This window comes from Pseudomonas sp., from assembly GCF_050739995.1.
Lineage (GTDB): Bacteria > Pseudomonadota > Gammaproteobacteria > Pseudomonadales > Pseudomonadaceae > Aquipseudomonas.
In genome coordinates this window covers 1-16,235 of sequence record NZ_JBOICG010000425.1, presented here as the reverse complement: position 1 = coordinate 16,235, position 16,235 = coordinate 1, and the positions used below count along the sequence as shown (strand labels likewise).

Genomic DNA, 16,235 nt, shown 5'->3' with positions numbered 1-16,235 from the left:
ACAAAGACTACAAGCACCCTAGGCGCATTAACGAAGACAAATGTCGCCCACAACAAAAACCCCGGATTTCGTGAAAAATCCGGGGTGGTTCGTGGCATTTAGCCACCAACTGCTACAGGTGTGTTTTTACAGGTGCGACTCGGCGTATTCAGCCAGGATCGAACGAGGCACCCCTTGCAGCGCGATGTGCACGCCGTTCGGGAAATCCTTGAAGCGTTCCGTCAGGTAGGTCAGCCCGGAGCTGGTCGCGGACAGGTAAGGGGTGTCGATCTGTGCCAGGTTGCCCAGGCACACCACTTTGGAACCGGCACCGGCACGGGTGATGATGGTTTTCATCTGGTGCGGTGTGAGGTTCTGGCATTCATCGATCAGAATCAGACTTTGCTGGAAGCTGCGACCTCGGATGTAGTTGAGGGATTTGAACTGCAACGGCACTTTGCTGAGGATGTAGTCGACGCTGCCATGGGTGTTTTCGTCATCCATGTGCAAGGCTTCGAGGTTGTCGGTGATCGCCCCCAGCCACGGCTCCATTTTTTCCGCCTCGGTGCCGGGCAGGAAACCGATCTCCTGGTCCAGGCCCTGCACACTGCGGGTGGCGATGATGCGGCGATAGCGCTTGGTCACCATGGTCTGTTCGATGGCGGCGGCCAGGGCGAGGATGGTTTTCCCCGAACCTGCGGCGCCGGTCAGGTTGACCAGGTGAATGTCCGGATCAAGCAGCGCATACAGCGCCAGGCTCTGGTAGATGTCACGCGGTTTCAGGCCCCAGGCTTCCTGGTGCAACAGGGGCTCCTGATGCAGGTCGAGGATCAGCAGCTTGTCGACCTGGATCTCTTTGATCCAGCCCACAAAGCCCTGTTCGTCGACGATGAATTCATTGATATGCACGGCCGGCAGGTTTTCGATCAGTTGCACCTGGTGCCAGGTGCGGCCATGGTCCTGACGGGTTTCGACCTTGCTGACGCGGTCCCAGAACGAGCTGGTAATCATGTGATAACCACGGGACAGCATCGACACGTCGTCGACCAATTGGTCGGTACTGTAGTCCTCGGCAGCGATCCCACACGCTCGTGCCTTGAGGCGCATATTGATGTCTTTGGTCACCAGCACGACGCGCAGGTCCTTGTCGCGTGCATGCAGGTCGATCAATTGGTTGATGATTTTGTTGTCGTTCAGATTCTCCGGCAGCAGGCTGTTGGGCTCGCTGCGCCTGCTCATCAGAATCGACAGCAAGCCCTTGGGCCCGCCTTTGCCACGCTGGATCGGCACGCCGACTTCGACATCCTCGGGCGAGGCTTCACCCAGGGTCTTGTCGATCAGGCGGATGGCCTGGCGGCATTCGGCGGCCACGCTGTGGTGCCCGCTTTTGAGTTTGTCGAGCTCCTCAAGCACGATCATCGGGATGGCGACGTGGTGTTCTTCGAAGTTAAGCAGTGCGTTTGGATCGTGGATCAATACGTTGGTATCAAGCACATAAAGGATTGGCTGGTCGGAAGAAGGGTTACGTCCATGATCATCCATACTCGGTCACCTTTGTGGGAGCCAGTCGACGCAATACCTGGGCGGTGCTGCGCCTCGATTCGACCACCGACCGCACCTGAGTGACGTCAAGTGCAGTGCCCACATGAGGAGTCTTGGAAGACGCCACCTGTGCTGCAGGTTTCGGCGATCTGACTTCGTAATACCGCAAAAACCATGACAGGAAAAAGCACTTTGACGCTTTTTTGAAGTTTATTTTTCAGGATGACGAATAGCACTAGCCGAGTGCTGGCCACCCCGTTAAAGTCGGAAGTCCGCCTGCATCGATTTGTCGCACAAAATCACCCCAAAAATGCCTCATCCCCAACAGGGCCGGGCACTTCATCTTTTTAACGAAATGCTTCCCGGCAGTCCTGCCATCCCAACCCACTCTGCGCCGTCGCCTGCAACAACATAGGCAAGGCGACCCGTGCCTTGTCCTGGGTGTCGTGAAACACAATCACCCCTTTGCGCCACAGCAGCATCAGCGTCAGCACCCGCTGCGCCGACTCATCGGCCTTGAGCTGGCCTGGGTCATCCTGGGAATCGATGTCCCACAACGCCACCTGCAGGCCTTGGGCCTGGAAGAAACCCTGGCTGTCTCCACGGCGTTGGCCGTAGGGCGGGCGAAACAACGGCACGTAGTTTTCCGGCATCAGGTTTTGCGTCAGCGATGCGCTGCGCATGATGGAGCTTTGCCAGTCGACCCAATGGCTGTGGGAGCGATACTGCCAACCCTGGATACCCACGCACTGGCCCTGGTACAGCGCCTGCACATCACTGGCGGAGCTGCGCTCTACTCGAGTTTGCAGGCTGCTGCCAAGGGCGAAGAACGTGGCATTCATCTTCTGTTTGCGCAGGTAGTCGGCAAGCCAATCCGTGTTGCCGTTGAGCGGTGCCGGGCCGCCTTCGAAGGTCAGCAGGAACATCCGGTCATTGAGTTCGTCGCCATTGCGTTCATGGTCGCCGAAGCGCGCCACTTCACTGCTGATCTGCGGGAACAGCGCAGCCTTGCGCAGCAGCTCATCAAGGTAGCGCTCATGGAAGCGGTGGCTCGGGCCAGCCCAACCTATATAGAAGGAGTTTTCACTGACCTCGAACTTGCCGGCCTGCTCGCGCAGGTCATCCATGTTCTCGACCAGGTAGCAGAACGACGCATCCTCTTCGCAGCTCTGCTGGGCGAAGGTGTAGTTCTCCAACAGGCGCTGCCAGAGTTGGCGCCGCACATCGTTGATGGACGCCAGGTTGATGATCTTCAAGCCCAGGCGCTGCTTGAGCGCCATGTCATCCTGGGCCTCACTGGCCAGCAGGCTGTGGGCGAACATCAGGATTTCCGCGCGCGAAGCCACATCGAACAGCGCCGGGCTGCTGAGCTTTTCGGGCCAGGTGCCACGGTCCAGGCTCGCCACATCCACCGGTGCGGCCTGGACGTTCAGGCATAACAAACAAGCCGAGATTAAAAGCGCGATTCGCACACAGGGTCTCCCTCTCCAGAGTTGTCCGGCACTATAGCCGATCGCCTGCGCAGGCTCTTGGGTTGGTGTGTATATCCGGTGTTTGGGTGATGGCAAAAACGGTCAAATGTGGGAGCTGGCTTGCCTGCGATGGCCTCTACTGGATGTGCCTGATGTACCGAGGTGCTTTTATCGCAGGCAAGCCAGCTCCCACAGAAAAGCAGCGAGTCACTTTTGATTTTGATGTCAGGCGCCCCGTTGAACACGCCGGCTTGAATCCGTGGGTACCACGGCCATCTATCACCATCATAGGTGGAGTCAAAACGCCCCAGCCCCTAGAATCCCCCCACGATTACAGGAGCCAAACTCATGCTGATGGTGATTTCCCCCGCCAAAACCCTCGATTTCGAGTCCAAGCCGGTCACCCCGCGCTTCACCCAGCCGCAATACCTCGACCACTCCCAGGAGCTGATCGAACAATTGCGCGAACTGAGCCCGGCGCAAATCAGCGAGTTGATGCACGTCTCCGACAAGATCGGTGGCCTTAACGCCGCCCGCTTCGGCAGCTGGACGCCCGCCTTCACCCCGGCCAACGCCAAGCAGGCACTGCTGGCCTTCAAGGGCGATGTGTACACCGGCCTGAACGCCGAAACCTTCACTGATGCCGATTTCAGCTACGCCCAGGACCACCTGCGCATGCTCTCTGGCCTCTACGGCCTGCTGCGTCCCCTGGACTTGATGATGCCGTACCGCCTGGAGATGGGCACCAAACTGGCCAATGCCCGTGGCAAGGACCTCTACGCGTTCTGGGGCACGCGCATCAGCGAGTGGCTCAATGAAGCCCTGGCCGAACAAGGCGATGATGTCCTGCTCAACCTGGCCTCCAACGAGTACTTCTCGGCGCTCAAGCGCACGGCCCTGAACGCGCGCATCATCAATACCGAGTTCAAGGACCTGAAGAACGGCCAGTACAAGATCATCAGCTTCTATGCCAAGAAAGCCCGGGGCATGATGAGCCGCTTTGTGATCGAAGAACGTATCAACGATCCAGCCAAGCTCAAGCAGTTCGATGTGCAGGGTTATCGCTTCAATGCGGAGCAGTCCAAGCCGGATAACCTGGTGTTTCTGCGCGATCACGCACCGGAATAAAGTCGAACCTGCTTCTTCCAGGCAATGAAATCCAAATGTGGGAGGGGGCTTGCCCCCTCCCACAATTTCATTCGCATTTCAGCCCAAGAAATGACATTTATTTGACGTCAAAAAATATACTGACGCATTCCTAACGAATCTTTCACTCGACATTCGTCATTTTTTTTCGTAGTGGCACCACTTTTTTCAAACGGTAGTGGCACAAAACTATCCCCTCTCTGCAACTCCCTACAACTACTGGCCCAAGTAGCAAGTGCTATCAATATAGTACCAGTGCCATCTTTCCTAATATTTCAAGAAATTTCAGGAAACAGGATGAGCGGCTCGGAACTTCACCCAAACACGCGGCTCATACCACCGGTAACGAAATTCTCTGCTTCTGTAAGAGATAACTTACATAACGGCTCAAGCAGTAATTAAGTTGTCATATCAACTTATAAGGCGAGGTCACATCATCAACTGATTGAGTTGAGGGCGGCGATAAGGATGAGTTGCCATCCCCTACAGGCCAAGGCAGCGCTTACCTAAATGTGTCAGTGATTACACCCAAGGCATTGATTTTTAAGGTATTAAAGCCACGATCAAATCCTTGAGGCACTGGCGCCAGGCTCATCCACCAGGAAGCCTGGCTGCATTTCGGGGCAAGCCCCAATAACAAGGCCAAGTTGCGCACAACTTGAGTGCAATAGTTAGTCACTCGTTATTCAACATGCCTATCTGCGGTAAGTCGGCGTCTATTCGCCAAACTTTCGCGGCATCCGTGACGTTTGCAAACATGAACTCCAGCCATCTAATGGCATGATTTAAACAAAGAGGTAATTGCGATGCGCATCAGCATATTTGGTTTGGGTTACGTTGGCGCAGTCTGTGCCGGTTGCCTGTCTGCACGTGGCCACGAAGTGGTTGGCGTAGACATCTCCAAGGACAAGATCGACCTGATCAACGCAGGCAAATCGCCCATCGTTGAACCGGGTCTGGGCGAACTGTTGAGCCAGGGCATCGCAAACGGCCGGCTGCGCGGCACCACCAACTTCGCCGAAGCGATCCGCGACACCGACCTGTCGATGATCTGCGTTGGCACGCCGAGCAAGAAAAACGGCGACCTGGAACTCAACTTCATCGAATCGGTGTGCCGTGAAATCGGTTTCGTCCTGCGTGACAAAACCACCCGCCACACCATCGTGGTGCGCAGCACCGTGTTGCCGGGCACCGTGGCCAATGTGGTGATCCCGATCCTCGAAGACTGCTCCGGCAAGAAAGCCGGTGTCGACTTCGGCGTCGCGGTCAACCCGGAGTTCCTGCGTGAGTCCACCGCCATCGCCGACTACGACCTGCCACCGATGACCGTCATCGGCGAGTTTGACAAGGCTTCCGGCGATGTCCTGCAGTCGCTGTACGAAGAGCTCGACGCGCCGATCATCCGCAAGGACATCGCCGTCGCCGAGATGATCAAGTACACCTGTAACGTATGGCACGCCACCAAGGTCACCTTCGCCAACGAGATCGGCAACATCGCCAAGGCCGTCGGCGTCGACGGTCGCGAAGTGATGGAAGTGGTGTGCCAGGACAAGACGCTCAACCTGTCCCAGTACTACATGCGTCCCGGTTTCGCCTTCGGTGGCTCGTGCCTGCCCAAGGATGTGCGCGCCCTGACCTATCGCGCCGGTTCCCTCGATGTGCAAGCGCCGCTGCTCAACTCGCTGATGCGCAGCAACGAGTCCCAGGTACAGAACGCCTTCGACATCGTTTCCAGCCACGACAAACGCAAAGTCGCCCTGCTGGGCCTGAGCTTCAAGGCCGGCACCGACGATCTGCGTGAAAGCCCATTGGTGGAACTGGCGGAAATGCTGATCGGCAAGGGCTACGACCTGAGCATCTACGACAGCAACGTCGAGTACGCCCGAGTACACGGCGCGAACAAGGACTACATCGAAGGCAAGATCCCCCACGTGTCGTCCCTGCTCAACTCGGACTTCGATGATGTGATCAACAATTCCGACGTGATCATCCTCGGCAACCGCGACGAGAAATTCCGTGCCCTGGCGCACAACGCACCGCACGGCAAACAAGTGGTCGACCTGGTGGGCTTCATGTCCAAGGCCACCAGCGTCAGCGGCCGTACCGAAGGCATTTGCTGGTAACAGCAACGGCAAGTTCCAGGCTGCAAGCGTCACTGTCCCCAGCGCTTGCAGCCGGGAGCCTTCTTCACCTTCGGATGACGCTTATGTCCAAGTTAAAACACGTACTGCTCCAATCGGCCGGCTGGCTGTTCTTTCTCAGCCTGCTGATGGGACTCGCCCTGCTGCTGCCGGCGAGTACGTTCGACTCGCAGTCGAAGAATTTTATTTTCCTGATTGGCGCCGTGGGTATCTGGCGCTACTCGATGGGCATCACGCATTTCTTTCGCGGCATGCTGTTCCTGTATGTGGTCTACCCGCACCTGCGCCGCAAAGTGCGCAAGCTGGGCAAGGCGGCGGACCCGTCCCATGTGTTCCTGATGGTCACCAGCTTTCGTATTGATGCGCTGACCACGGCGCAGGTGTACAGCTCGGTGATTCGCGAAGCCATCGAATGCGGCTTCCCCACCACGGTGGTCTGCTCGCTGGTGGAAATGTCCGATGAGCTGCTGGTGAAGAGCCTGTGGGAACGCATGAACCCACCGGCACACGTGAAGCTCGACTTCGTGCGTATCGCCGGCACCGGCAAGCGTGACGGCCTGGCCTTCGGTTTCCGCGCCATCTCCCGTCACCTGCCGGACGACCGCGCCGTGGTGGCCGTGATCGACGGCGACACCGTGCTCGCCGAGGGTGTGGTACGCAAGACCGTGCCGTGGTTCCAGCTGTTCGGCAATGTCGGCGGCCTGACCACCAACGAGTTCTGCGAAGTGCGTGGCGGCTACATCATGAGCGAGTGGCACAAGCTGCGCTTTGCCCAGCGCCACATCAACATGTGCTCCATGGCCCTGTCCAAGCGCGTGCTGACCATGACCGGGCGCATGTCGGTGTTCCGCGCCAGCGTGGTCACCGACCCAGGCTTTATCGCCGATGTGGAAAGCGACTCGCTGCAACACTGGCGCCTGGGCCGCTTCAAGTTTCTGACCGGGGATGACAAATCCAGCTGGTTCAGCCTGATGCGCCTGGGCTACGACACCTTCTACGTGCCGGATGCCGCAATCAATACGGTGGAACATCCACCGGAAAAGAGCTTCATCAAGGCCAGCCGCAAGCTGATGTTCCGCTGGTACGGCAACAACCTGCGCCAGAACTCCCGCGCCCTAGGCCTGGGCGTAAAGCGACTCGGCCTGTTCACCAGCATCGTGCTGTTCGACCAGCGTGTGTCGATGTGGACCTCTCTGCTCGGCCTGACCGTGGCGATCATCGCCACCGTCAAATACGGCGGCGCGTTCATCCTCGCGTACCTGCTGTGGATCGGCATCACCCGCTTGATTCTCACCCTGTTGCTGTCGTGCTCCGGCCACAGCATCGGCCCGGCATACCCGGTGATTCTCTATTACAACCAGATCATGGGCGCGCTGGTGAAGATCTACGTGTTCTTCCGCCTCGATCAACAGTCCTGGACCCGCCAGGACACCAAACTGACCCGCGATTTGGCCAGCTTTCAACGTTGGTTCAACACCTGGTCGTCTCGGACCATGACCTTCTCCGCCGGCAGCATTTTCGTCGCCGTGTTGCTGATGATGGTCTGACCCTGCCAAGCCTGAATTAACTCTAGGAAATTGCCCCGATGAACAGCCAAGTAAACGCCAACGTAGTCCACGAATCCGAAGCCCAGCGTCAACACGCCCGGGTCAAGATCCCGGCCAAACTGCGCTTCTTCAACACAGATCGCACACCGACCGAAGCACGGGTGATCGACCTGTCCGCCGGTGGCCTGGCCTTTACCTCCACCCAACCGCTGACCGTCGGCGAGGTGCACAAGGGTCGCCTGCAATTTGTGATCGATAACCTGGGCCTGGCGATGGACGTGGAGCTGCAGATCCGCTCCTACGACCGCCAGAGCGGCCGCACCGGTTGCCAGTTCCAGAACCTGGAGCCGCAAGACATCTCCACCTTGCGCCATCTGATCACCTCGCACCTGTCCGGCGACATCGTGACCATGGGCGACGTGCTCGCCACCCTGCAACGCGACAACTTCACCAAGGCGCGCAAGGTCAAGGACAGCGGCAGTGGCATGACGGCATTCGGTCGCCTGCGGGCGGTGACATTCAGCGCGGGGATCTTCATCGTCGGTCTGGCCGCGTTCGGTTTCGTCTTCAAATCGGTGTACGGCATGTACTTCGTCAGCCACGCCCAGGCCGGTCTTGTGAGCGTGCCCGGCATGAACGTGACCATGCCGCGCGACGGTACCGTGCAGAGCCTGCTCAAAGGCGACGCCGTTGCCGCCAAGGGCGCGCCGCTCGCCACTTTCAGCACCAGCATGCTGGATGTACTCAAGGGCCACCTGGACGAAGATCAACTGCAACCGGCCAAGGTCGAAGAGCTGTTCGGCAAGCAAATGACCGGCACCCTGACTTCGCCCTGCGATTGCGTGGTGGCCCAGCAATTGGTCGCCGACGGCCAGTACGCCAGCAAGGGCGACGTGATTTTCCAACTGGTGCCGCGCGGCAGCCTGGCCAATGTGGAAGCCCGCTTCACCTATCGCCAGTTCGCCGACGTTCGCCCAGGTACGCCAGTGAACTTCCAGGTGGCCGACGAAGAACAGGTACGCACCGGCACCATCGTCAGCAGCACCAGCCTGAACAGCGCCGATTTGTCCTCCGACATCCGCGTGCAGATCAAGCCTGACGCCCCGCTGGACAGCACTTACGCCGGTCGCCCGGTGGAAGTGACCAGCGACCGCGGACCATCGTTGAACTGGCTGATCGATAAAGCCATGGCTCACGGTCTGTAAGCGAGGACATGCTTGTGATGACTCTCTCAAAAACACCACTGTCCCTGTGGGAGCGGGCTTGCTCGCGAAAGCAGTGTGTCAGCCAACACATGCACCAACTGACACTCCCTCTTCGCGAGCAAGCCCGCTCCCACATTGGATCTCTGTGCGCACTGGCACTCGCCGTGAGCCTCTCCGGTTGCGCCGGCCTGCCCGACCAACGCTTGGCCAATGAAGCGCTCAAGCGTGGCGACACGGTCACCGCGCAGCAGAATTACCAGCAACTGGCAGACCTGGGTTACAGCGAGGCCCAAGTGGGTCTGGCCGACATCCAGGTAGGCACCCGCGACCCGGCGCAAATCAAACAGGCTGAAGCCACCTACCGTGCGGCGGCGGATACATCGCCCCGCGCCCAGGCCCGTCTCGGTCGCCTACTGGTAGCCAAACCCGGCGCTACCGAGGCCGAGCAGCACGAAGCCGAAGGCCTGCTGAAAAAAGCCTTTGCCAATGGCGAAGGCAACACCCTGATTCCGCTGGCGATGCTCTACCTGCAATACCCGCACAGTTTCCCGAGCGTGAATGCCCAGCAGCAGATCAGCCAATGGCAGGCCGCGGGCTATCCGGAAGCCGGTCTGGCCCAGGTGCTGCTGTATCGCACCCAGGACACCTACGACCAGCATCTGGATGATGTGGAGCGCATCTGCAAGGTTGCGCTGAACACCACCGATATCTGCTACGTCGAGCTGGCCACGGTCTACCAGAAAAAAGCCGAACCAGAGAAACAAGCCGAACTGCTCAAGCAGATGGAAGCCGGCTACAGCCGTGGCACCGTCACTGCGCAGCGTGTCGACAGTGTTGCCCGCGTACTTGGCGATGCGACTCTCGGCCAGCCGGATGAAAAAACCGCCCAGGTCCTGCTGGAAAAAATCGCCCCCGGCTACCCGGCATCCTGGGTCAGCCTGGCGCAACTGCTCTACGACTTTCCCGAGTTGGGCGACGTCGACCAGATGATGAAGTACCTCGACAACGGACGCGCCGCCGACCAGCCACGCGCCGAGCTGTTACTGGGCAAGCTCTACTACGAAGGCAAGTGGGTGCCGGCTGACGCCAAGGCCGCCGAAGCCCACTTCGAAAAAGCCGTAGGCCGTGAAGTCGCCGCCGATTACTACCTCGGCCAGATCTACCGCCGTGGCTACCTGGGCAAGGTCTATCCGCAAAGAGCCCTGGACCATCTGCTGACCGCTGCGCGCAACGGCCAGAACAGCGCCGACTTCGCCATTGCCCAATTGTTTTCCCAAGGCAAGGGCACCAAACCCGACCCATTGAACGCTTATGTCTTCAGCCAATTGGCCAAGGCCCAGGACACCCCGGAGGCCAATGAGTTGGCGACGCAGCTTGAAGCTCCGCTGACGCCTGAGCAACGCACCCAAGGCCAACGCCTGGTGCAACAGGAGCTGGCCACCCGCGGCACCCTGGCCCAGAGCACGCTGCAACTGCACGCCCTGCAAGAAGAAGACGGCGAGGAATCCCTATGAAGCTCAACCCATTCGTCAAGGCCGGCATCGGCCTGACCTTCGCCCTGCTATGGTCGTGCCCGACCCTGGCCGCGCTGACCGAAGCCAAGAACTTCGGCCTGGAAGTGAAAATCACCGGCCAGTCCGAAGACGACCGCGACCTGGGTACCAAGCCCGGCGGCGACGTCAACGGTATCGGCCTCGACCTGCGCCCGTGGGTCTATGGCGAAAGCGGCGCGTGGAGTGCCTACGCCATGGGCCAGGCGGTGACGTCCAGCGACATCATCGAGACCGATACCCTGCAACAGTCCGCCGATGACGCCACCCAGCAGTCGAGCAACGACGACCGCAAAACCAAGAAAAACTACCTGGCCCTGCGCGAGTTCTGGGTCGGCTACAGCGGCTTCACGCCCTACCCTGGCGAGATCCTCAAGCTGGGCCGCCAACGCCTGCGCAACGACGACGGCCAATGGCGCGACACCAATATCGAAGCACTGAACTGGACCTTCGACACCACCTTGCTCAAGGCCAACGTCGGCGCCGCCGAACGTTTCAGCGAATACCGCACCGACCTCAAGGAACTGTCGCCCAAGGACAAAGATCGCCAGCACTTCTACGCCGATGCGTCCTACCAGTGGATGCCGGGCCAGTGGATCGGTCTGCGCGGCCATCACACTCACGACGACGGCAAGCTCGACTACGCCGAACCGGGCGTCGCCACAGACCCGTTGGACAAACGCGAAAATGGCGACCTGACCTGGCTCGGCCTCGAAGCCAACAGCGACGCCTATAACTGGCGCAACACCAACACCGTCAACTACTGGGCGAGTATCACCGGCATGCAGGGCAACCGCGACACGGTCAATGCCTTGAACGCCGACGGCACCCGCCCAAGCAATGCCAAACGCAGTGATGACGTGAACGGCTGGGCCACCGATATCGGCGTGCGCCTGCGCCTCGATCCGCAATGGCAAGTCGGTGCAGCCTACTCCCGCGCCAGCGCCGAGTACGAACAGAACGGCCTGCAGAGCAACCGTTCGAACTGGACCGGCACCCAGTCTCGCGTGCACCGCTTCGGCGAAGCGTTCCGCGGCGAGATGAACAACATGCAGTCCATGAGCCTGTTCGGTTCCTGGCAGTTGCGCGAGGACTATGACGCCAGCCTGGTGTACCACAAGTTCTGGCGCGTCGACGGCAACAAGCCGGTGGGCAGCAACGGTATCGATGCGGTACAGAACAACACCGATGACGTGACCGGCGCGATCCTCTCCAGCACCTCCCTGCCCCTTGAAGACGGCAAGAAAGACCTCGGCCAGGAGATGGACCTGGTGGTCACCAAATACTTCAAAAAAGGTCTGCTGCCGGCCGCGCTGAGCCAGTCGATCGATGAGCCCTCGGCCCTGGTGCGCTTTCGTGCCGGCGTGTTCAAACCGGGCGACGCCTATGGCAGCCAAGTCGACTCGTACATGCACCGCGCCTTTGTCGACGTGATCTGGCGATTCTGATGGGAACCTGCGCAATGAATGCTCAAAGCCTACTCGTCGCGGCAATCCTGCTGGCCAGTGCCACGGCCTCTGCCGACCCGGCGGCCAAGGCGCCGACCATCGCCAAAGGGCTGCAACAGGCCAAGACCTACACCATTTCCAGCCCGCCCACCGCGCCGCTGGAAATGGCCAAGCCAGCCTTGCCTGACCTGAGCGGCTACACCGCTGCGGCGATGGAAAAGAAAATCGTACGAACCCAGCCAGGCAAGATCAGCATCCGTCGCATGATGCAGGAAGACGCGCTCAAGGACTTCATCGGCGGTGACAACAAGATGGCCGAATGGGTGGTACGCCAACACGGCATTCCCCAGGCGATCTTTGTCGACGACGGCTACATGAACCTCAAGGACCTGCTCGGCAAGGTGCCCAAGCAGTACCTCAGCGAAACGTCGCCGGGCGTGTTCCTGGCCAAGCTGCCGATTGTGGTCGGGCGCAAGGGCATCCTGGAGATCGACAAGAAAACCCAGGAACTGCGCCTGTCCCAGGAGGCGGGCTCGTTCCTGATCAACGACGGTCAGCTGTTTGTGCGTGATACCAGGATCACCGGCTGGAGCGAAAAGGCCAACGGCCCGGCGCTGTTCAAGTCGCCCAAGGAGTTTCGCCCGTTCCTGTTGGCCTGGGGTGGTACCGAGACCTACGTCGCCAACAGCAAGATGGCCAGCTTCGGCTACGCCAACAGTAAGTCGTACGGGGTGAGTATTTCCCAGTACACGCCGAACATGGCCAAGGTGCTCAAGCGCCCTGAACCCACCGGCTGGATCATCGATTCCGAGTTCTCGGACATGTGGTACGGCTTCTACTGCTACGAGACCACGGGCTTTGTGATCAAGGGCAATACCTACAAAGACAACATCGTCTACGGCATCGACCCCCACGACCGCTCCCACGGCCTGATCATCGCCGACAACACCGTGTACGGCACCAAGAAGAAGCACGGCATCATCATTTCCCGGGAAGTGAACGACAGCTTCATCTTCAACAACCGCAGCTACGACAACAAACTCTCGGGCCTGGTGATCGACCGTAACAGCGTGAACAACCTGATCGCCGATAACGAGATCTACCGCAACCACACCGACGGCATCACCCTCTATGAGAGCGGCGACAACCTGCTGTGGGGCAATAAGGTAATCAGCAACCGTCGCCACGGCATCCGCGTGCGCAACAGCGTGAACATCAAGCTGTACGAGAACACCGCCATGGCCAACGGCCTGACCGGCGTGTACGGCCACATCAAGGATCTGACCGATACCGACCGCGACATCGCCCTCGACCCGTTCGACACCAAGGTCTCGCTGATCCTGGTCGGCGGTGAACTGGCGGGTAACGGCAGCGGGCCGCTGTCCATTGACTCGCCGTTGAGTGTCGAGCTGTACCGCGTGGCGATGCTGGCGCCGACCAAGTCGAGCGGCATCAGCTTCAACGGCGTGCTGGGCGACCGCCAGGAAGAAATTCTCGACCTGCTAGTACGCCAGCAGAAAGCCGTGCTGATCGACCCTGTCGAACGCCAGACCGAAATGCAGGACTGAGGATGACCCTTATGCACCCACACATGATCAAACTGCTGAGCCTCTCGGGTCTGACCCTCGGCCTGCTCGCGGCCAGCCAAGGCGTGCGCGCCGATGAAGCGAAGGCCCCGACCTTCACCGCCGAACCGTGCTGCAGCCTGTGCCCGGCCGCCCACGACGCGAAGAACTACACCACGCGCTACCAGCAGAACTTCACCACCCTGGTGCAAGCCCAGGGCGACTGGCTGTTCCGTACCCAGGAAGACCTGCGCACCGAGTTCGACACCAGCCCCGCCGGCTACAAACGCATGCAGCAACTGCACGATGCATTCAAGGCCAAGGGTGTGGAACTGGTGGTGGTCTACCAGCCGACCCGTGGCCTGGTGAACCGCAACAAGCTCAACCCCGAAGAAAAAGCCAAGTTCGATTTCGACAAGGCGCTAGGCAACTACAAGACCATGCTCGGCCGTTTTGCCAAGATGGGCTATGTGGTGCCGGACTTGTCGCCGTTGACCAATGAGCAGTTGCCCGATGAATTGCCGGCCCACGATTTCTACTTCCGTGGCGACCAGCACTGGACCCCATACGGCGCCCAGCGCACGGCGAAAATCGTCGGTGCCAAAGTGCGCGCCATGCCAGAGTTCGCCGATATTCCAAAGCGTGAATTCGAAACCAAGCGCTCCGGACGCATGGGCAAGACTGGCACCCTGCACAACATGGCCGGGCAACTGTGTGGCACCAGCTACGCGATCCAGTACATGGACCAGTTCACCACCGAGCCCAAGGGCGAAGCGGGTGACGGCGATCTGTTCGGCGATTCGGGCAACCCGCAAATCACTTTGGTGGGTACCAGCCACAGCGGCAAGAACTATAACTTCGCGGGTTTCCTGGAGCAGGAAATCGGTGCCGACATCCTCAACGTCGCCTTCCCTGGCGGTGGTCTTGAAGGTTCGATGATCCAGTACCTGGGCAGCGATGAGTTCCAGAAGACGCCGCCGAAAATTCTCATCTGGGAATTCTCGCCGCTGTACCGCCTGGACCAGGAAACCATCTACCGCCAGATGATGGCACTCCTCGATAACGGCTGCGAAGGCAAGACCGCGCAGATGTCCGCCAGCACCACACTCAAACCCGGCAAGAACGAGCTGCTGGTCAACAGCTCGAACAAAGACCTGCGCAATGCCAACCATCAGGTTGATATCCGCTTCGCCGATCCGTCGGTGAAAACCTTGCAAGCCACCCTCTGGTACATGAACGGCCGCCACGAGGACATCAAGATCGAGAAACCCGAGACATCCGATACAGACGGGCGTTTCGCCTTTGAACTGCGCACCGATGAAGACTGGGCCTCGCAGAACTTGCTGGCCGTGGAAGTCCAAGGCCCCGAAGCAGGCCAGGCCGCGCAGAAGGTTGAAGCGAAAATTTGCACACGCAACGTATTCCCAAGCGGCGGTCAACGCACCGCTCAACTTGGGCAATGAGGTTACCTATGCAGAAGTTATTGATCCCCACGTTACTCGGCCTTGCGATGTTTGCAGGCGTGGTCAACGCCGCCGCCCCACTGCGTCCACCCCAGGGCTACTTCGCCCCGATCGAGGCGCTCAAGACCGGCGACTTCAAGAATGACTGCGACGCCATGCCAGCTCCGTACACCGGCTCGCTGCAATTTCGCAGCAAGTACGAAGGCTCGGACAAGGCCCGCGCCACCCTGAACGTGCAATCCGAAAAAGCCTTTCGTGACAGCACCGCCGACATCACCAAGCTGGAGAAAGACACCAGCAAACACGTGATGCAGTTCATGCGCGACGGTCGTCCGGAGCAACTGGAATGCACGCTGAACTGGCTTGCGTCTTGGGCTCGGGCAAATGCCTTGATGTCCAAGGACTTCAACCACACCGGCAAGTCCATGCGCAAATGGGCGCTGGGCAGCATGGCCTCGGCCTATGTACGCCTGAAGTTTTCCGATTCCCATCCGCTGGCCAACCATCAGCAGGAATCACAGCTGATCGAGGCGTGGTTCAACAAGCTGGCCGATCAAGTGGTCAGCGATTGGGACAACCTGCCGCTGGAAAAAACCAACAACCATTCCTACTGGGCCGCCTGGTCGGTGATGGCGACTTCCATCGCGACCAACCGTCGCGACCTGTTTGATTGGGCGGTGAAGGAATACAAGGTCGGCGTGAACCAAGTCGACGACCAAGGATTCCTGCCGAATGAATTGAAGCGCCAGCAACGGGCTTTGGCGTACCACAACTACGCCCTGCCGCCGCTGTCGATGATCGCCAGTTTTGCCCTGGTCAACGGTGTGGACCTGCGCCAGGAAAACCACGACGCGCTCAAGCGCCTGGGCGACAAAGTGCTGGCCGGGGTGAAAGACCCAGCGATCTTCGAGCAGAAGAACGGCAAGGAGCAAGACATGAAGGACTTGAAGCAGGACATGAAATTCGCCTGGCTCGAACCCTTCTGCACCCTCTACACCTGCGCGCCGGATGTGATCGAGCGCAAGCACGGAATGCAGCCGTTCAAGACGTTCCGCCTGGGGGGTGACCTGACCAAGGTCTACGACCCGACGCATGAAAAAGGCAACAAAGGTTCCTGAATAGCTGACTAACTGAACTGAATTCAAATGTGGGAGGGGGCTTGCCCCCGATAGCAGTG

At 59.4% G+C, this 16,235-nt stretch carries 11 protein-coding genes; 9 read left to right on the top strand and 2 right to left on the bottom strand.

Features of this window, described 5'->3' with window-relative positions; genetic code table 11:
- Nucleotides 1–126 precede the first annotated feature (126 nt).
- Nucleotides 127–1,521: a PhoH family protein gene (locus ACRESD_RS14100; RefSeq protein ID WP_431751466.1), complete on the bottom strand. Its 1,395-nt coding sequence runs from the start codon at nucleotides 1,519–1,521 to the stop codon at nucleotides 127–129.
- Nucleotides 1,522–1,868: 347 nt separating this feature from the next.
- A complete protein-coding gene (locus tag ACRESD_RS14095) occupies nucleotides 1,869–2,993 on the bottom strand; it encodes a polysaccharide deacetylase family protein (RefSeq protein WP_431751465.1) in 1,125 nt (374 codons plus the stop codon).
- A gap of 348 nt (nucleotides 2,994–3,341) precedes the next feature.
- Here ACRESD_RS14095 and yaaA point away from each other — a divergent pair, with 348 nt between their 5' ends.
- The 9 genes from yaaA to ACRESD_RS14050 all read left to right on the top strand — a co-directional run bounded on the left by yaaA (nucleotide 3,342) and on the right by ACRESD_RS14050 (nucleotide 16,176).
- Nucleotides 3,342–4,121: a peroxide stress protein YaaA gene (yaaA, locus tag ACRESD_RS14090; RefSeq protein ID WP_431751464.1), complete on the top strand. Its 780-nt coding sequence runs from the start codon at nucleotides 3,342–3,344 to the stop codon at nucleotides 4,119–4,121.
- An 824-nt stretch (nucleotides 4,122–4,945) separates the two neighbouring features.
- Nucleotides 4,946–6,262 (top strand): nucleotide sugar dehydrogenase, encoded by a 1,317-nt coding sequence (locus ACRESD_RS14085; protein WP_431751463.1) that lies wholly within the window; start codon nucleotides 4,946–4,948, stop codon nucleotides 6,260–6,262.
- A gap of 83 nt (nucleotides 6,263–6,345) precedes the next feature.
- Entirely contained in the window at nucleotides 6,346–7,827 is a 1,482-nt protein-coding gene (gene alg8 / locus ACRESD_RS14080; RefSeq protein ID WP_431751462.1) for a mannuronan synthase, read from the top strand.
- Between the two features lie 38 nt (nucleotides 7,828–7,865).
- A complete protein-coding gene (locus ACRESD_RS14075) occupies nucleotides 7,866–9,032 on the top strand; it encodes a PilZ domain-containing protein (protein WP_431751461.1) in 1,167 nt (388 codons plus the stop codon).
- A gap of 89 nt (nucleotides 9,033–9,121) precedes the next feature.
- Nucleotides 9,122–10,546 (top strand): alginate biosynthesis TPR repeat lipoprotein AlgK, encoded by a 1,425-nt coding sequence (gene algK, locus ACRESD_RS14070; protein ID WP_431751468.1) that lies wholly within the window; start codon nucleotides 9,122–9,124, stop codon nucleotides 10,544–10,546.
- A complete protein-coding gene (locus tag ACRESD_RS14065) occupies nucleotides 10,543–12,030 on the top strand; it encodes an alginate export family protein (protein WP_431751460.1) in 1,488 nt (495 codons plus the stop codon). The genes algK and ACRESD_RS14065 overlap by 4 nt, the downstream gene beginning before the upstream one ends.
- A complete protein-coding gene (gene algG, locus ACRESD_RS14060; protein WP_431751459.1) occupies nucleotides 12,030–13,598 on the top strand; it encodes a mannuronan 5-epimerase AlgG in 1,569 nt (522 codons plus the stop codon). Before ACRESD_RS14065 ends, algG begins: the two co-directional genes overlap by 1 nt.
- An 11-nt stretch (nucleotides 13,599–13,609) precedes the next feature.
- Nucleotides 13,610–15,058: an alginate O-acetyltransferase gene (locus ACRESD_RS14055; protein WP_431751467.1), complete on the top strand. Its 1,449-nt coding sequence runs from the start codon at nucleotides 13,610–13,612 to the stop codon at nucleotides 15,056–15,058.
- An 8-nt stretch (nucleotides 15,059–15,066) separates the two neighbouring features.
- Nucleotides 15,067–16,176 (top strand): mannuronate-specific alginate lyase, encoded by a 1,110-nt coding sequence (locus ACRESD_RS14050; RefSeq protein WP_431751458.1) that lies wholly within the window; start codon nucleotides 15,067–15,069, stop codon nucleotides 16,174–16,176.
- The last annotated feature ends 59 nt before the right edge of the window (nucleotides 16,177–16,235 follow it).

What these genes read in the sequence shown, in the direction of transcription:
- yaaA (WP_431751464.1), top strand. Translation starts at nt 3,342, where the DNA reads ATGCTGATGGTGATTTCCCCCGCCAAAACCCTCGATTTCGAGTCCAAG.
- ACRESD_RS14065 (WP_431751460.1), top strand. Translation starts at nt 10,543, where the DNA reads ATGAAGCTCAACCCATTCGTCAAGGCCGGCATCGGCCTGACCTTCGCC.
- alg8 (WP_431751462.1), top strand. Translation starts at nt 6,346, where the DNA reads ATGTCCAAGTTAAAACACGTACTGCTCCAATCGGCCGGCTGGCTGTTC.
- ACRESD_RS14075 (WP_431751461.1), top strand. Translation starts at nt 7,866, where the DNA reads ATGAACAGCCAAGTAAACGCCAACGTAGTCCACGAATCCGAAGCCCAG.
- algG (WP_431751459.1), top strand. Translation starts at nt 12,030, where the DNA reads ATGGGAACCTGCGCAATGAATGCTCAAAGCCTACTCGTCGCGGCAATC.
- ACRESD_RS14055 (WP_431751467.1), top strand. Translation starts at nt 13,610, where the DNA reads ATGCACCCACACATGATCAAACTGCTGAGCCTCTCGGGTCTGACCCTC.
- ACRESD_RS14085 (WP_431751463.1), top strand. Translation starts at nt 4,946, where the DNA reads ATGCGCATCAGCATATTTGGTTTGGGTTACGTTGGCGCAGTCTGTGCC.
- algK (WP_431751468.1), top strand. Translation starts at nt 9,122, where the DNA reads ATGCACCAACTGACACTCCCTCTTCGCGAGCAAGCCCGCTCCCACATT.
- ACRESD_RS14100 (WP_431751466.1), bottom strand. Translation starts at nt 1,521, where the DNA reads ATGGATGATCATGGACGTAACCCTTCTTCCGACCAGCCAATCCTTTAT.
- ACRESD_RS14050 (WP_431751458.1), top strand. Translation starts at nt 15,067, where the DNA reads ATGCAGAAGTTATTGATCCCCACGTTACTCGGCCTTGCGATGTTTGCA.